Annotated in this window: 9 protein-coding genes; 4 read left to right on the top strand and 5 right to left on the bottom strand. The window is 62.3% G+C overall.

All coding sequences use genetic code 11. The annotated features are described in order from the left end of the window. Positions 1–17: 17 nt before the first annotated feature. From V3C40_RS23520 to dprA, 3 genes are all read right to left on the bottom strand, one after another. Positions 18–2,684, bottom strand: coding sequence for a DNA topoisomerase III (locus tag V3C40_RS23520; RefSeq protein WP_072456710.1), 2,667 nt, complete (start codon positions 2,682–2,684; stop codon positions 18–20). A 283-nt stretch (positions 2,685–2,967) separates the two neighbouring features. Further along, the gene (locus V3C40_RS23525) at positions 2,968–3,432 is read right to left on the bottom strand and encodes a DUF494 family protein (RefSeq protein WP_034749287.1); all 465 of its coding nucleotides are present in this window, start codon (positions 3,430–3,432) and stop codon (positions 2,968–2,970) included. A 94-nt stretch (positions 3,433–3,526) separates the two neighbouring features. After that, a complete protein-coding gene (gene dprA, locus V3C40_RS23530) occupies positions 3,527–4,630 on the bottom strand; it encodes a DNA-processing protein DprA (protein ID WP_331778667.1) in 1,104 nt (367 codons plus the stop codon). Positions 4,631–4,936: 306 nt separating this feature from the next. On the opposite strand from dprA, the gene def reads away from it, so the two are divergent. The 3 genes from def (at position 4,937) to V3C40_RS23545 (ending at position 7,584) form a co-directional block, all read left to right on the top strand. Beyond that, positions 4,937–5,479 (top strand): peptide deformylase, encoded by a 543-nt coding sequence (gene def, locus V3C40_RS23535; RefSeq protein ID WP_034749294.1) that lies wholly within the window; start codon positions 4,937–4,939, stop codon positions 5,477–5,479. 228 nt (positions 5,480–5,707) lie between these two features. Further along, the gene (fmt, locus tag V3C40_RS23540) at positions 5,708–6,667 is read left to right on the top strand and encodes a methionyl-tRNA formyltransferase (RefSeq protein ID WP_219330024.1); all 960 of its coding nucleotides are present in this window, start codon (positions 5,708–5,710) and stop codon (positions 6,665–6,667) included. A 14-nt stretch (positions 6,668–6,681) separates the two neighbouring features. Beyond that, complete coding sequence (locus tag V3C40_RS23545; RefSeq protein ID WP_072456701.1) at positions 6,682–7,584, top strand: LysR family transcriptional regulator; 903 nt, start codon at positions 6,682–6,684, stop codon at positions 7,582–7,584. On the opposite strand, the gene V3C40_RS23550 is transcribed toward V3C40_RS23545, so the two are convergent. Together V3C40_RS23550 and V3C40_RS23555 are read right to left on the bottom strand one after the other, a co-directional pair. Next, on the bottom strand, positions 7,585–7,992 hold the full coding sequence (locus V3C40_RS23550; protein ID WP_072456698.1) for a tautomerase family protein: 408 nt from the start codon (positions 7,990–7,992) through the stop codon (positions 7,585–7,587). 159 nt (positions 7,993–8,151) lie between these two features. Continuing rightward, positions 8,152–10,629: an IPT/TIG domain-containing protein gene (locus V3C40_RS23555; protein ID WP_219330026.1), complete on the bottom strand. Its 2,478-nt coding sequence runs from the start codon at positions 10,627–10,629 to the stop codon at positions 8,152–8,154. Between the two features lie 650 nt (positions 10,630–11,279). Here V3C40_RS23555 and metH point away from each other — a divergent pair. Next, on the top strand, positions 11,280–15,074 hold the full coding sequence (gene metH / locus V3C40_RS23560; protein ID WP_331778668.1) for a methionine synthase: 3,795 nt from the start codon (positions 11,280–11,282) through the stop codon (positions 15,072–15,074). Positions 15,075–15,157: the final 83 nt, after the last annotated feature.

Below are 15,157 nucleotides of genomic sequence, written 5' to 3' on the forward strand. Positions count from 1 at the left end.
GTTTGGCTGGCGCCCGATTACTCGGCCGCTGCCGCTTTCTTCGCCGGCGCCTTCTTGGCGGCTGGCTTTTTCACGGCCGCAGCTTTCTTCGCTGGCGCCTTTTTCACGGCTGCCGCTTTCTTGACGGCCGTTTTCTTCGCTGGCGCCGCGCCTTCTTCGCCTTCGACCTCGGCGGCTGCCGCCTTGGTCTTGGCGCCCGGCTTGGCCTTGCGCTCTTCAAACTCGAAGCTCACCTTGCCATCCTTGCCGCGTACGAGGAATGCCTTGAACGGACGACGCGTGCGCTGGGAAACAAAGCCCGGCAGCAAGTCCGTCTTGCCATCGTTGAGCAGTTTTGCCATTTGTTCCGGCAAGATTTCCTGCTGCAAGATGATGCGGCCGCTACGGAAGTCGCACGTCTTCGGCTTGGCCACGCTGTGTTCGCACACATAGGCCAGGCCCATTTCGTACACGCCGGCGTTGCACTTGGGGCACGGTCCCACGGGCGTCTGGCCCGTGAAATCGACGCCTTCGCCATCTTCGCTCTCGTCGTTCTGGCCGAAATCGAATTCCAGCTTGAAATTCTTGATCTCTTCATCGCGCACAATGCGCAGGATGGCGGCGAACGGACGGCCCATCTTCGAACGGAAGCCTTGCAGCGGGCCGATGGTGCGGTCCTTCAGCAATTGCTCCACTTCGGCGATTTCAAACTGGCGCGAGCCCGGCGTCTTGCTCATCGAAAATTCGCACTTGGTACAGGCGAAACGGCGGTAGTTTTCCTTCACCACGCCGCCGCAATTCGGGCATGGCGTTTCCAGCGTCGCGTAGTCGCCGGGGATCGTGTCGTTGTCGTATTCCTTGGCGCGCTTGACGATGATTTGCGTCATCTGCGCGATTTCGCGCATGAACTCTTCACGCGAAATCTTGCCTTTTTCCATCTGCGACAGCTTGTATTCCCACTCGCCCGTCAGCTCCGGCGCCGTCAATTCATTGACGCCCAGGCCTTTGAGCAAAGTCATCAGCTGCGACGCCTTGGCCGTTGGAATCAGTTCGCGGCCTTCGCGGATCAGATAGCGTTCCGTCAGCAAGCCCTCGATGGTGGCCGCGCGCGTCGCTGGCGTGCCCAGGCCCTTGCCAGCCATCGCGTCGCGCAGCTCGTCGTCGTCGATCAGCTTGCCGGCGCCCTCCATGGCCGACAGCAACGTCGCCTCCGTGAAGCGCGCGGGCGGTTTCGTCACCAGGCCGTTGGCATTGACGCTTTCCGTCTGCACTTTCTCGCCCTTGGCGACGGGCACCAGGTTGCCGTTGCCATTGCTTTCCTTGTCGGCGTCCGTCGATGCTTCCTTGCCGTAGATGGCCAGCCAGCCCGGATTGGTCATGACCTTGCCTTCAGTCTTGAACTGATGGCCGGACACTTCCGTGTAGCGCGTGGTGACCTGGAATTCCGCAGGCGGGAAGAACACGGCCATGAAGCGGCGCGTGACGAGGTCGTACAATTTTTGTTCCGGCTCGGACAGATTCTTTGGCGCGATCGTCGTCGGGATGATCGCGAAGTGATCCGAGATCTTCGTGTTGTCGAAGATGCGCTTGTTCGGCTTGACCCAGCCCTTGTCGATGATCTGCTTGGCGAACTGGTGGTAGTTGCTGTTTTCCTTGACCGTTTCCAGCGCCTGCAGCACGGTCGGCATGTAGTCTTCCGGCAGGTGGCGCGAATCGGTACGCGGATACGTGAGCACCTTGTGCTTTTCGTACAGCGCCTGGGCCAGGCCCAGGGTATTTTTAGCGGAGAAACCGAAACGCGAGTTTGCTTCGCGCTGCAGGCTGGTCAGGTCGAACAGGCCCGGCGCCATCGAGGTAGTCGGCTTCGATTCTTCCGTGACGATGCCTTGGCGGCCGCGGCAGGCGGTGGCGATCGAGTCGGCAGCCGTCTTGCTCCACAGGCGCTCGGCGCGCTTCTCGGGGTCGTTCTCGTCCTTCTTGAACTTCGTGTCGAGCCAGCGGCCTTCATAGATACCGGCCGCGCAGACGAATTCGGCGCGCACTTCCCAGAAGTCGCGCGGCACGAATTTTTTGATCTTGTCTTCGCGTTCGACGACGATGGACAGGGTTGGCGTTTGCACGCGGCCCACGGTCGTCAGGTAGAAGCCGCCTTCTTTCGAATTGAACGCCGTCATGGCGCGCGTGCCATTGATACCGATCAGCCAATCGGCTTCCGAACGGCAGCGGGCAGCATCGGCCAGCGGCAGCATTTCTTCGTCGCTGCGCAGGTGCGAAAAACCGTCGCGGATGGCGCCCGGCGTCATCGACTGCAGCCACAAACGCTTGACCGGTTGCTTGGCTTTCGCGTTTTGCGCGATCAGGCGGAAAATCAGCTCGCCTTCGCGCCCCGCATCGCATGCGTTGATGAGGGTGGTGACGTCTTTGCGTTTGATCAGCTTGTTTAATACTTTGAGGCGCGCTTCCGTCTTGGCGATCGGGTTCAGCGCGAAATACGGTGGAATCATCGGCAAGTGCGCGAAACTCCATTTGCCGCGCTTCACGTCGAATTCTTCCGGTACGGCGATCTCCAGCAAGTGGCCGACCGCCGACGACAGGACGTATTCATCCGATTCAAAGTACTCATCGTGCTTGGTAAAGCCGCCAAGCGTCTTCGCGATATCGTTCGCGACAGAAGGCTTCTCGGCGATGATGAGGGTTTTTGTCATATTTTTTAGTCTCGAAAAATGCTCTAGGATAGTTTCAGCATGCGCATCATACAGTGCATTGCCAGGCGCCGACGCTTTTGTCTGCGCAAGGCACAGTGACTTGTGGTCTTGTCAAGCGGCCAATGATAAGCGCCTATTGAAGAATTCGGCAAGTTATCTGCAAGCAAGAATGCGCAGGCGCAAACACATGGGCCTGGCGTGTGCGGTGCCGCAGCACATAGTAAAGGGGATGGCGCGGCGGCGGCGCCAGGGTCGGACAGGCAGCGAAGAATATGGGTATATATTAGTGCAGCAAGCGCGGCGGGAGGTCTTCATCGTCGACGAACAGGTCGTCGAACATCAGGGCGTCCGGTTCCTTGCCCTGGCTCCACAGCAGCATCAGCACGATGACTTTCAGCTTGCCCAGCGAAACGGGAGCCTCGTCGAGCGCCAGCGCCCGTTCGATGACGATTTCGCGCTGCAGCGGCGAAAGCACCTTGGCGCTTTCGAGGAACTGGATGAAACCGATGGCGGCCGTGCCCAGCACGTCGCTTTCCTGCTGCACATAGAAGCGCGTGCCCGTGGAACTGGCCGTCAGGGTTTGTTCGACGCCGGCCATGGCGTTCAAGTCCGTCAGCCACACGAGCGCTTCGGAAATCTCCACGTCGTCGAAACCGACGGCCGACAGTTTGCGCGCCAGGACTGCCGGCTCGGGGCAGGCATCGGGGCGATAGTAAGTCTCGTAGAGGTACACCAGGATATCGAACATGGCTCTACTCTAGCAGCTAAGCTCGCTAAGACACAAGGGTGCGCACAGACAAAGCGCGCCCGTGCGGCAAGGCCGCCACACAAGTGACAAGCTGTCATTTGCAGCGTTGAAACAGTCCTCCCGGCAAGCGTTCGACCCGGCCCGCCAGCTCCAGCGCCAGCAATTCGGCCATCAGCACGCCCATGGCCAGGCCGCTGCGCGCGGCCAGGGTATCGGCATCGAGAGGGTCGTGGCCCAGCGCGGCCAGCAGCGGCGTCTCATCTTCCACCGCCGCCGGCGCGCTGGGAATGCCGCCCAGCCACTGCAGCTCTTGCAGCACGTCATCGGCAGACTCGACCAGCTTGGCGCCCTGCTTGATCAGCGCATGGCAGCCCTTGGCCAGCGTGGCGTGGATGGAGCCGGGCAAGGCATACACGTCGCGCCCCTGCTCGCCGGCCAGGCGCGCCGTGATCAATGAGCCCGACTGGGCCGCCGCCTCGATCACCAGCACGCCGCGCGCCAGGCCGCTGATCAGGCGGTTGCGGCGCGGAAAGTTACCGGGCATGGCCGGCAAGCCCAGCGCGTACTCGCTGACGATGCAGCCTTGCTCGGCGATTCTTTGCGCCAGATCAAGGTTGCGACGTGGATACACCAGATCGGCCCCCGTGCCGATCACGGCGACGGTGGCGCCTTCGCCGCGCAAGCCGCCCTCGTGCGCGTGCGTGTCGATGCCCAGCGCCAGCCCGGAAATGATGGTCAGGCCTGCCGCGCTGAGGGCTTGCGCGAAGGCAGCCGCATTCTGCATGCCTTGCGCGCTGGCATTGCGGCTGCCGATGATGGCCACGCCGGGACGCGACAGCAGTTCCGCCCGTCCCCGCACATATAACAAGAGCGGCGGATCGGCGATTTCCAGCAGCAGCGGCGGATACGCGGCATCGGCCAGGGTCAGCACGGCATTGCCGGGCCGCTCCAGCCACTGCAGGGTGAGCGCGAGCTGGCTGTTGGCCACCGGCTTGGGCGGCTGCACGATGGCGCGCGCCACGCTGGCCGGCACCACTTCGCGCAAGGCCTCGAACGACGTGGCAAAGATTTGCGGCGGCAAGCCGAAGCGGGCCAGCAAGGCGCGCGCCGCCACCGGCCCCACGCCGGGCAGATGCTGCAGGCGCAGCCAGCCCGCCAGGTCCGTGGCCGTGTCTGCCGCCGTTGCAATTGCATGCATGACAACCTCGCTGTGTACTGTGCCATCCCATGCTAGCGCCATGGCACGGACGCGATACCGACGCGCGCAACAATGCGTGCAATGGCGCTGCAAAACGGCCCGCCGCCCACAGGGCCATGGGTGTCTGTGATAAAATTTCCCTTTGCAGCAAACGAATAGCGCACTGGCAAACGCATCTGCCGCGCCGTTGCGCCACACGCGCCCAACCGTAGCGTACTCAAAAATAAAATAGCCCTGCCATCGTTCGCATGGCCCAGGCATGAATAATCCGGCGCACCGGCGCCCACCTTAACCAGTCGAATCCGTATGTCCATATTAAATATCCTGCGTTACCCCGATCCTCGCCTGCACACGATCGCCAAGCCCGTCACCGAATTTGACGCGCGCCTGCAAACCCTGATCGACGACATGGCCGAAACCATGTACGACGCCCCTGGCGTCGGCCTGGCCGCGTCGCAAGTGGACGAGCATATCCAGATGATGGTGATCGACACCACCGAAGAGAAAAACCAGTTGCAAGTCTTCATCAACCCGGAAATCACCTGGGCCAGCGAAGAAAAGCAGGTCTACGACGAAGGCTGTCTGTCCGTGCCTGGCGTCTACGATGGCGTCGAGCGCCCGGCCCGCATCAAGGTGCGCGCCCTGGACCGCCACGGCAAGCAGTACGAACTGGAAGCCGATGGCTTGCTGGCCGTCTGCATCCAACATGAGATGGATCACTTGCTGGGCAAGGTATTCGTCGAATACCTGTCGCCGCTCAAGCGCAACCGCATCAAGACCAAGATGATCAAGGAAATCCGTGGTCTCGAGCGCGAAGCGAGCTTGCGCGCGCAGAACCGCCGTTTCTGAAAACACCTGACCAAACCTACTGCGCGTCGCGACTTGCGGCCTGCGATGCTCACTGTGCTCAAGCACAGTTCCGCTTCTCAGCCACAATTCGCTTCCGCTCGCTACGGTTTTGTAAGGTGTTCAAGGAGTTTTTGCAGTACAGCTGATAAACTAAGCAACAGTAGTCGTTACACCACGCCAGCCTGGCGCCTTCGGCGCGGGCCTGCGCACCTCACGTCAAGGAACCATATGAAAGTGATCTTCGCAGGCACGCCTGAATTCGCCGCCACGGCCCTGAAAGACTTGCACGAAGCGGGATTCGAGATTCCGCTGGTGCTGACCCAGCCCGACCGCCCCGCCGGACGCGGCATGCAATTGCACGCCTCGGCCGTCAAACAGTATGCCCAGCAGCACGGCATCGAGGTGCTGCAACCGTTGTCCTTGCGCATGGACAGCAAGGACCCGCAGCGCGCCGCCGAAGCGAAAGCGGCCCACGAACGCCTGCTGGCGACCGACTACGACGTCATGGTGGTGGCGGCCTACGGCTTGATCTTGCCGCGCAGCACGCTCGACATCAAACCCTGCATCAATATCCATGGTTCCCTGCTGCCGCGCTGGCGCGGTGCCGCACCGATTCACCGCGCCATCGAAGCGGGCGACGATGAAACGGGCGTGACCATCATGCAGATGGAAGAAGGCCTCGATACGGGCCCCATGCTGGCCATCGAGCGCACGCCCATCGAGGCGGGCGACTCCACCGCCACCTTGCACGACAAGCTGGCCACCCTGGGCGGCAAGATGATCGTCGAAACCCTGCGCAAGATGCAGCAGCAGCAGCCGCTCGAAGCCGTGCCTCAGCCGGAAGCGGGCGTCACCTACGCGGCGAAAATCGCCAAGGAAGAAGCGGCACTCGATTTCAGCCTGCCGGCGCTGGAACTGGGCCTGAAAATCCGCGCCTTCAATCCGTTTCCCGGCGCCTGCGGCCAGGTCGATGGCGTCACCATCAAGATCTGGGCCGCCGAGGTAATCGAGGCGGACAGCAAGGAGGCGCCTGGCCAGGTGCTGGCGGCCGACGCCCAGCACGGCATCGTCGTGGCTTGCGGCAATGGCTCGCTGCGCCTGACGGAACTGCAAAAGCCGGGCGGCAAGCGCCTGCCTGCGGCCGAGTTCATCAAGGGCTTCCCCCTCGAAGGCAAGCGCTTCGTTTAAACCGGCACGCGCCCATGGACCAGCTGACCGCCCTGCGCGCCCTGCGCCGCGTCGTGGAACTGGGCAGCTTCACGGCCGCCGGCGCCGCGCTGGGCATTTCCCACTCCATCGTCTCGCGCCAGGTGCGCCAGCTGGAAAGCCAGCTGGGCGCCCAGTTACTCAACCGCACCACGCGCCGCTTCGCCCTGACGGCCGCCGGCCAGGAATACTACTTGGCCAGCCGCGATATCCTCGACGCCCTTGACGCGGCCGACCGCGCCGTCGCCATGCACCAGGCGCAACCGTCCGGCAGCTTGCGCATCAATGCGCCGATGGCTTTCGGCACCCTGGAGCTGGCCGCCTGGCTGCCCGATTTCAGCCGCCAATATCCGCATATCCACATCGATCTCGTCTGCAATGACCGCATCGTCGACCTGATCGACGATGGCTTCGACGTGGCGCTGCGCCTGGCGCGCGGCTTGCCCGACTCCACCCTGGTGGCGCGCCAGCTGGCCAGCAGCCGCACGGTGGCCGTCGCCTCGCCCGCCTACCTGGCCCGCCATGGCCATCCGGCCACGCCGCAAGACCTGGTCCAGCACAATTGCCTGATGTACACCTCTGGCGAGAAGCCGGCGGAGTGGTCGTTCACCGATGGTGACGGCGCCGCCCACAAGGTGGCCGTACGCGGCAGCCTGCAAGCCAATACGAGCGTGGCCCTGCGTGAAGCGGCCGTGGGCGGCATGGGGATTGCCGCCGCGGCCGGCTTCATCGTGCGCGATGCGCTGCGCAGCGGCCAGCTGGTGGAAGTCTTGCCCGGCTACACCTTGCGTCCACGCACCTTGTACGCGCTGTATCCGCACAGCAGACAGTTGTCGCCGAAGGTCAGGGCCTTCATCGATTTCGCCGTGCAACACTATCAAAATCGCCGCTGGGATTGATCAGGCCTGCTGCAGCGCCTTGCGCACGGCGCGGAATTGCTGCGTCAAGCCGCCGTAGCCCCAGGCCGCCTGGCGCGCATCGTGCACATGGATGTAGCTGACGTCGTGCAAGGCGCCGAGATACTCGTGCATGGCGGCAAACACGGCGGCGATATACGCGGCCTTTTCCGCCGCCGTATTCGTTTCATCGCTGATCAGGATATCGAGGAAAAAGCTGGCCTTGCCTTGCGCTTGCAACGAGGGCCCGCCGACAAACCAGTGCGCTGCGTCAAGATGGCTGATCGCCACCGACGTCAGCTCGGGCGCCTTGTGCAACAGTTGCGCCGTCAATTGACTCAGGGTGGCGGCGATGGCGGCCGACTGGCCCGCCTTGGGTGGCGTGGATAAACGCAGGTTCAGGATGGGCATGGGATGCTCCGCAAGTGGATGAAGCCCCATTCTAGGCAGGCGGGAGATAAAACGGCAGCCCCCGCCAGGCACAGGATCTGTGCAGTTTATGCACCAATGCCTGCGCGCATAAAAAAAGGGCTTGCCGCGGCAAGCCCTTGTTGCATCGACCGCCCTTGCTTAGCGGCGCTGCACCTTCATCAGGCGTGCGCCCACGGACGACGACAGGCTGACCTCGAAGCGGCCACCGGCCGGCAAGGCGCTGACGTCGACGCTGGCTTTGCCACCGGTCAAGTCACTGGCGACCACCGTCTTGCGGCCATCGGCGGCGACGTGCAGCACGGCGGCGTACGGTTCCGCCTCGGCATTCCAGACCAGCGCCAGCTTGCCGCCGCTTTGTACCGCATCGAACGTGGCATCGTTGGCGGCGACCTTGCTGCGGCGCGCCGGGCGCTCCAACTTGGCCAAAGCCTTGCCATTTGCCAGCACTTGCACGTCGCTGATGTCGCCCGGGTTGGCGAAGCTGACGCGGAAATGGCTCATGGCGTTGCCGCCATGGTCGGCCACGGAGACGGCATCGAAGGGCAAGTCGATAGTCTGTCCCAACGCCGTCAGCACGCGCAAGGTATAAGCATGGCCGCTGCCGCTGGCCGCTGCGCCGATGCGCACCGACGAGGCAACGGCGGGACGCAGCCCCACGCCAGATGGCGTGATACGGCCGGAAATCGTCAGATAGCCATTCTCGGCCACGGACATGCTGGCGGCCACCACATTGCTGCCAGTAACCTGCGTGCTGCGCTTCTCCAGGAATTGCTGTACGCGCACATAGCTGTAGTCGGAGAACCAGGCGCCGCTGCAATAGCTCATCACGTCTTTCATCGGCGTGCTGCCATAGACTGCCTTGCTCAACTGGCCAATGCTGCCCGCATAGCTGCTGTTGTACAGCGGTTGCGGACCCAGATCGCCATTCGCATACGGGTAGTCGGCAGCGGCACCGGACGGACCGCCACAGGCAACGTGCTGCAACGAGTGGTTGTGACCCAGCTCATGCACCAGCGTAGTCAGCCATTCAGGCCATTGATTGCCGAATGGATCGACGGAGGCAATGCTGTTGAACCGGGCGTCCAGGCCGATGGCCGACGTGAAGTCGTTGCCGCTGCTGCGCTGGTTGATGTAGGCCAGGCCGGCGGCGCGCGTGGAGGACATTTTCGGCACGAAACCATAATAATAGGCGCCGCGGTCTTCCAGTGCGCGCTGGTTTTCCAGCTTGCCCAGGGTATCGCTCCACCAGCTGTCGGCCGTGCTGCTGCCAGGCATGCTCAGCGCCGCGCGCGTGGTGATGCTGATATTTTCCGCCGCATACGGATACACGCGCAGCAGCGCGGCACGGATCACCTCGGCGTCAGGCAGTTGCGCCACGCCATCATCGGTGCTCAACGGTACCAGCACCAGACGGATCCTGGCCAGGCTGGCCACCACGGGCGCCGCTTCCTGACTCACTTGCACGCCGTCATTGCCCACGGCCGTCACGCGCACGCGCACGCCAGGCAGAACCCAGCCGGACGGCAGGATGGCGCTGAAATTGCCGTTGAAACTGTAATCGCTTTTCGACGTCGGCAAGACCGACGGGCCGCTCATGGTGATGCTGCCCAGGTTGCTGCCATTGGCAGCCGTAGCATTCAAGGTCACGGCCGGGCTGGCCTGGCCTGTTTGCGTGGCCAGCACGGACACGCGCACGGCGGCCGGCTTGCCGCGCGTCAGGCGCAAGGCTGCATCGCTGGCATTCAAATTCAGTACCTGCGCGAAATCAATGCTGCCCAAGGTAAAGGCCGACACCGTGCCCGCATTCACGGCGATGCGCGAAGCGGCCGACAGCATCACGCTGCCCGTTGCCGACGCTGGCGCGGACAGCACCAGCTGGCTGGCACTGGCGCTGACGATGGCGGCTGGCGTACTGCCCACCGTGGCCGAACTGACCTGGTCGAGATTGCTGCCCTGCAGCGTCACCGACAAGGTCGCGCCGTTGACGGCCGACGCGATCGACGTCACTGCCACGTTTGCCAAGACTGTATACGTGTCGCTGCTGGCCACATCGTTGTAGGGACCGCGCACCGTCAGCGCACCTGTCGCCGCGCCCGCAGGCACCACCACCGTCACGCTGCCGGCCGTCTGGCTTTGCGGCGTTGCCGCCGCGCCATTGCCGAACTGCACCGCCGTCACGGCGCCCATGCCGCCGCCCGCGATCGTCACGCTGGAACCGACGCCGCCCGTTGCCGGTGCGACACTGCTCACGCTCAGCGGCAGGTACACGTTCACGTTATAGCTGGTGGTCGCCGTGCCGCTGGCGCTGACCAGGCTCAAGGCGCCCGTAACGGGCACGCCCGGCATGGCCAGGGTTACGCTGCTGTCGCTGCTGGCGCTGGCGGCAACGTTCACGCCGCCCACCTGAAAAGCCGTCACGCGGCTCAGATTCGTGCCCGTCACCACCAAGCTGCCACCCACGGCGACATTCGCCGCCGAGACGGCCGTCACGGCAGGAACCAGCACTGGCGTACCCGAGGTGGTCGCCACCACCGTGTCACCACCGCCACCGCCGCCTCCGCCGCAAGCGGACAGGCCCAGCACGACAAACAATGCTACAAGCAGATGGTTTTTCATGGCTGGCAACCATGTTGATGCAGCGCGATGCCGGGGAGGACACGGGAGAAATGTGACATATTGGTGACTTTTGGTGAGAATGTAATTTCGAAGAACCCATATTATGGGTTAATTCGATTCCCAAGGACAACTATTAATGCTTTTGATTCAATTGGTTTTGATAATAGTTAAAGTATCGACTTGGAAAGATTTATTCTAAGAATTATTCGCTTCACTCTGTCTTGTCTTAAATCAAAATTATTTTCCTTTGCAGCTATTGCCATTCAATTCATTAAAAAGATTCTGACAGTGCGCAAATAATGTGGAAATTTTTCCACAGCCTAGACGCCGTGCCTTCCTGCCAAGTTTGGCGGAAGAATTAACGTTTTGAGTAAGATTTTCAGGAATGTAATTTTCAGAAGCAGGCGCGGCGCAAGCCGATGTGTTGCAATGTGTTGCAACCTGGCCTGCTGTGGGGCGAACAGCCGCTTTTGCTTAAAACCAAAGCAGCCTGATGCCGTATAATTTTAGACCCGGTGAAATCAGGCGATTGCCACCTTCTGCCAGCCCTACCCGGCCGGCACACTCCGTCAGCTGATCCTGCTGACCCGCAACCGCCTCATACAGTCTTGTCGCCGCGCCGCCGCCCGTTTGCCTATTGAAAGCATGAAATGAACGATACCGTGATCCCCGCCATGTCCCCGACCGAAGCCACCTTGCGCGCCATCCTGGCGCAGCGGATCATGATCCTCGACGGCGCCATGGGCACGATCATCCAGCAATACAAGCTCGACGAAGAAGCGTACCGTGGCGGTCCCACCGGCCGCTTCATCGATTTCGCCGCGCCGGCCGACAGTGGCGCGCGCGAACTGTTCGTCAAGGGCAACAATGAGCTGCTGACCCTGACGCAGCCGCACATCATCCAGGAAATCCACGAGCGCTACCTGGCGGCCGGCGCCGACCTGATCGAAACGAATACCTTCGGCGCCACGACGATCGCGCAAGACGATTACCACATGGCCCACCTGGCCTATGAAATGAACGTGCAGGCGGCCAAGCTGGCGCGCGCCGCCTGCGACAAGTATTCCACGCCGGACAAGCCGCGCTTCGTCGCCGGTGCCCTGGGACCGACGCCAAAGACGGCGTCGATCTCGCCCGACGTGAACGACCCGGCCGCGCGCAACGTCACCTTCGACCAGCTGGTGGCCGCCTACCTGCAGCAGACGCAGGGCCTGGTGGAAGGCGGCGCCGACGTGCTGCTGGTGGAAACCATTTTCGATACCTTGAACTGCAAGGCGGCCCTGTTCGCCATCGACCTGTTCTACGAGCAAAACCCGACTGTCGTGCGCCTGCCTTTGATGATTTCGGGCACCGTCACGGACGCCTCGGGCCGCATTTTGTCGGGCCAGACCGTGCCCGCCTTCTGGAATTCCGTGCGCCACGCGAAACCGCTGACCATCGGCCTGAACTGCGCACTGGGCGCCGCCCTGATGCGTCCATACGCGGAAGAGCTGGCCAAGATCGCCGACACCTTTGTGTGCATCTACCCGAACGCGGGCTTGCCCAACCCCATGAGCGACACGGGTTTCGACGAGTTGCCAGCCGACACGTCCGCCCTGCTGCGTGAATTTGCCGACGCGGGATTCTTGAACATGGCGGGCGGCTGCTGCGGCACCACGCCCGAGCACATCGCCGCCATCGGCCAATTGCTGTCGAAAAACACGCCGCGCGCCGTGCCAGCCCCATCGCACGACTTGCGCCTGGCCGGCCTGGAACCGTTCGTCGTCAATGACGCGTCGCTGTTCGTCAACGTCGGCGAGCGCACCAACGTCACGGGCTCGAAAGCGTTCGCGCGCATGATCCTCAACGAGCAATACGACGAAGCGCTGTCCGTTGCCCGCCAGCAGGTAGAAAATGGCGCACAAGTGATCGACATCAACATGGACGAAGCGATGCTCGATTCGCTGGCCGCCATGACGCGCTTTTTGAACCTGATCGCCTCGGAACCCGACATTTCGCGCGTGCCCATCATGGTCGACTCGTCGAAATGGTCGGTCATCGAAGCGGGCCTCAAATGCGTGCAGGGCAAGGCCATCGTCAATTCGATCTCCATGAAGGAAGGCGAAGAGGAATTCCTGCGCCAGGCGAAACTGTGCCGCCGCTACGGCGCGGCCGTCATCGTCATGGCTTTCGATGAGAAGGGGCAAGCCGACACCTTCGAGCGCAAGATCGAAATTTGCGCGCGCGCGTATCACCTGCTGATCGATGCGCTGGACTTCCCGCCCGAAGACATCATTTTCGATCCGAACATCTTTGCCGTCGCCACCGGTATCGAAGAGCACAACAACTACGCCGTCGACTTCATCAACGCCACGCGCTGGATCAAGGAAAACTTGCCGTACGCGAAGATCTCAGGCGGCGTGTCAAACGTGTCGTTCAGTTTCCGCGGCAACGATCCAGCCCGCGAAGCCATCCATACCGTTTTCCTGTACCACGCCATAAAGGCGGGCATGACCATGGGCATCGTCAACGCCGGCATGGTGGGCGTGTACGACAACCTCGACCCGGAACTGCGCGAGCGCGTGGAAGACGTGGTGCTGAACCGCCGCGAAGACTCAACTGAACGCATGATCGAATTTGCCGGCACCCTGAAGGCGGGCGGCAAGGCCGAAGCGCAAACCCTGGCCTGGCGCGAAGGCACGGTGCAGGCGCGCCTGTCGCACGCGCTGGTGCACGGCATCACGCAATTCATCGTGGAAGACACGGAAGAAGCGCGCCAGGAACTGCTGCACAATGGCGGGCGCCCCATCCACGTGATCGAGGGCCCCTTGATGGCCGGCATGGACGTGGTCGGCGACCTGTTTGGCCAAGGCAAGATGTTCCTGCCGCAAGTGGTGAAATCGGCGCGCGTGATGAAACAGGCCGTGGCCCACTTGATTCCGTTCATCGAGGAAGAAAAGCTGCTGGAAGAAAAACGCACGGGCATCGTCGCCAAGCCGAAAGGCAAGATCATCATGGCGACCGTCAAAGGCGATGTGCATGACATCGGCAAGAACATCGTCACCGTCGTTCTGCAGTGCAATAACTTCGAAGTGGTGAACATGGGCGTGATGGTGCCGTGCTCGGAAATCCTCGCTCGCGCCAAGGTGGAAAACGCGGACATCATCGGTCTCTCGGGACTGATCACGCCATCGCTGGAAGAAATGGCGTACGTCGCCAAGGAAATGCAGCGTGACGAACATTTCCGCATGCTCAAGATTCCCCTGCTGATCGGCGGCGCTACCACCAGCCGCGCCCACACGGCCGTGAAAATCGCGCACAACTACGAAGGCCCCGTGATCTACGTGCCGGACGCCTCGCGTTCCGTGTCCGTCGCGCAATCGTTGCTGACGCCGGAGCAGCGCGAAAAATACGTGGAAGACATCGAACTCGACTATGCACGCATCCGCGAGCAGCACGCCAACAAGAAGGCGCTGCCCATCCTGCCGCTGGCGCAAGCGCGCGCCAACCGCATGGTCGTGCCGTTCGACGGCGCCTGCACACCCGTGAAACCGAAGTTCATCGGCCGGCGCGTCTTTAAAAATGTCGACCTGGCCACCCTGGCCAACTATATCGACTGGGGCCCGTTCTTCCAGACCTGGGACCTGGCCGGCCCCTTCCCCGCCATTTTGACCGATGAAGTGGTGGGCGACGCGGCCACCAAGGTGTACGCGGAAGGCCAGGCCTTGCTGAAAAAACTCATCGATGGGCGCTGGCTGACGGCCAACGGCGTCGTGTCCTTGCTGCCAGCGAACAGCGTCAATGACGACGATATCGAGGTGTACACGGACGATACGCGCAGTACCGTGGCATTTACGTACTACGGCATGCGCCAGCAAGGCGTCAAACCCGTGGTCGACGGCGTGCAGCGTCCAAACCAGTGCCTGGCCGACTTCATTGCGCCGAAAGCATCGGGCGTGAAGGATTACATCGGCATGTTCGCCGTCACGTCCGGCCTGGGCATTGAAAAGTACGAAAAGCGCTTCGAGGATGCGCACGACGATTACTCGTCCATCATGTTGAAATCGCTGGCGGACCGCCTGGCCGAGGCGTTTGCCGAATACCTGCACGAGCGCGTGCGCAAGGATTTGTGGGGCTATGTGCCGGACGAGCACCTGGGCAACGACGACATGATCGCCGAGAAATATGTCGGCATCCGCCCGGCGCCCGGCTACCCGGCCTGCCCCGAGCACACGGTCAAGAAACAGATGTTCGAGGTCATGCAGGCCGAGGAAATCGGCATGCAGCTGACGGAATCGTATGCCATGTTCCCCGGCGCGGCCGTGTCCGGCTTTTACTTTGCCCACCCGGAGTCGAAATACTTCGTCGTCGGCAAGATCGGCATGGACCAGGTGGAAGACATGGCCAAGCGCCGTGGCGCCAATATCGAGGACGTGGAACGCTGGCTGGCGCCCAATCTGTCATAATTTAAGCACAAGGCGCGCGGAACTTTCCGCGCGCCGCAGCGCACTAACGCAGTATGCCGGCCGGCATGCTGCATGCCCGCTCC

It is taken from the genome of Janthinobacterium sp. LS2A (assembly GCF_036543145.1).
GTDB lineage: Bacteria > Pseudomonadota > Gammaproteobacteria > Burkholderiales > Burkholderiaceae_D > Janthinobacterium > Janthinobacterium aestuarii.

What these genes read in the sequence shown, in the direction of transcription:
- V3C40_RS23520 (WP_072456710.1), bottom strand. Translation starts at nt 2,684, where the DNA reads ATGACAAAAACCCTCATCATCGCCGAGAAGCCTTCTGTCGCGAACGAT.
- V3C40_RS23525 (WP_034749287.1), bottom strand. Translation starts at nt 3,432, where the DNA reads ATGTTCGATATCCTGGTGTACCTCTACGAGACTTACTATCGCCCCGAT.
- dprA (WP_331778667.1), bottom strand. Translation starts at nt 4,630, where the DNA reads ATGCATGCAATTGCAACGGCGGCAGACACGGCCACGGACCTGGCGGGC.
- def (WP_034749294.1), top strand. Translation starts at nt 4,937, where the DNA reads ATGTCCATATTAAATATCCTGCGTTACCCCGATCCTCGCCTGCACACG.
- fmt (WP_219330024.1), top strand. Translation starts at nt 5,708, where the DNA reads ATGAAAGTGATCTTCGCAGGCACGCCTGAATTCGCCGCCACGGCCCTG.
- V3C40_RS23545 (WP_072456701.1), top strand. Translation starts at nt 6,682, where the DNA reads ATGGACCAGCTGACCGCCCTGCGCGCCCTGCGCCGCGTCGTGGAACTG.
- V3C40_RS23550 (WP_072456698.1), bottom strand. Translation starts at nt 7,992, where the DNA reads ATGCCCATCCTGAACCTGCGTTTATCCACGCCACCCAAGGCGGGCCAG.
- V3C40_RS23555 (WP_219330026.1), bottom strand. Translation starts at nt 10,629, where the DNA reads ATGAAAAACCATCTGCTTGTAGCATTGTTTGTCGTGCTGGGCCTGTCC.
- metH (WP_331778668.1), top strand. Translation starts at nt 11,280, where the DNA reads ATGAACGATACCGTGATCCCCGCCATGTCCCCGACCGAAGCCACCTTG.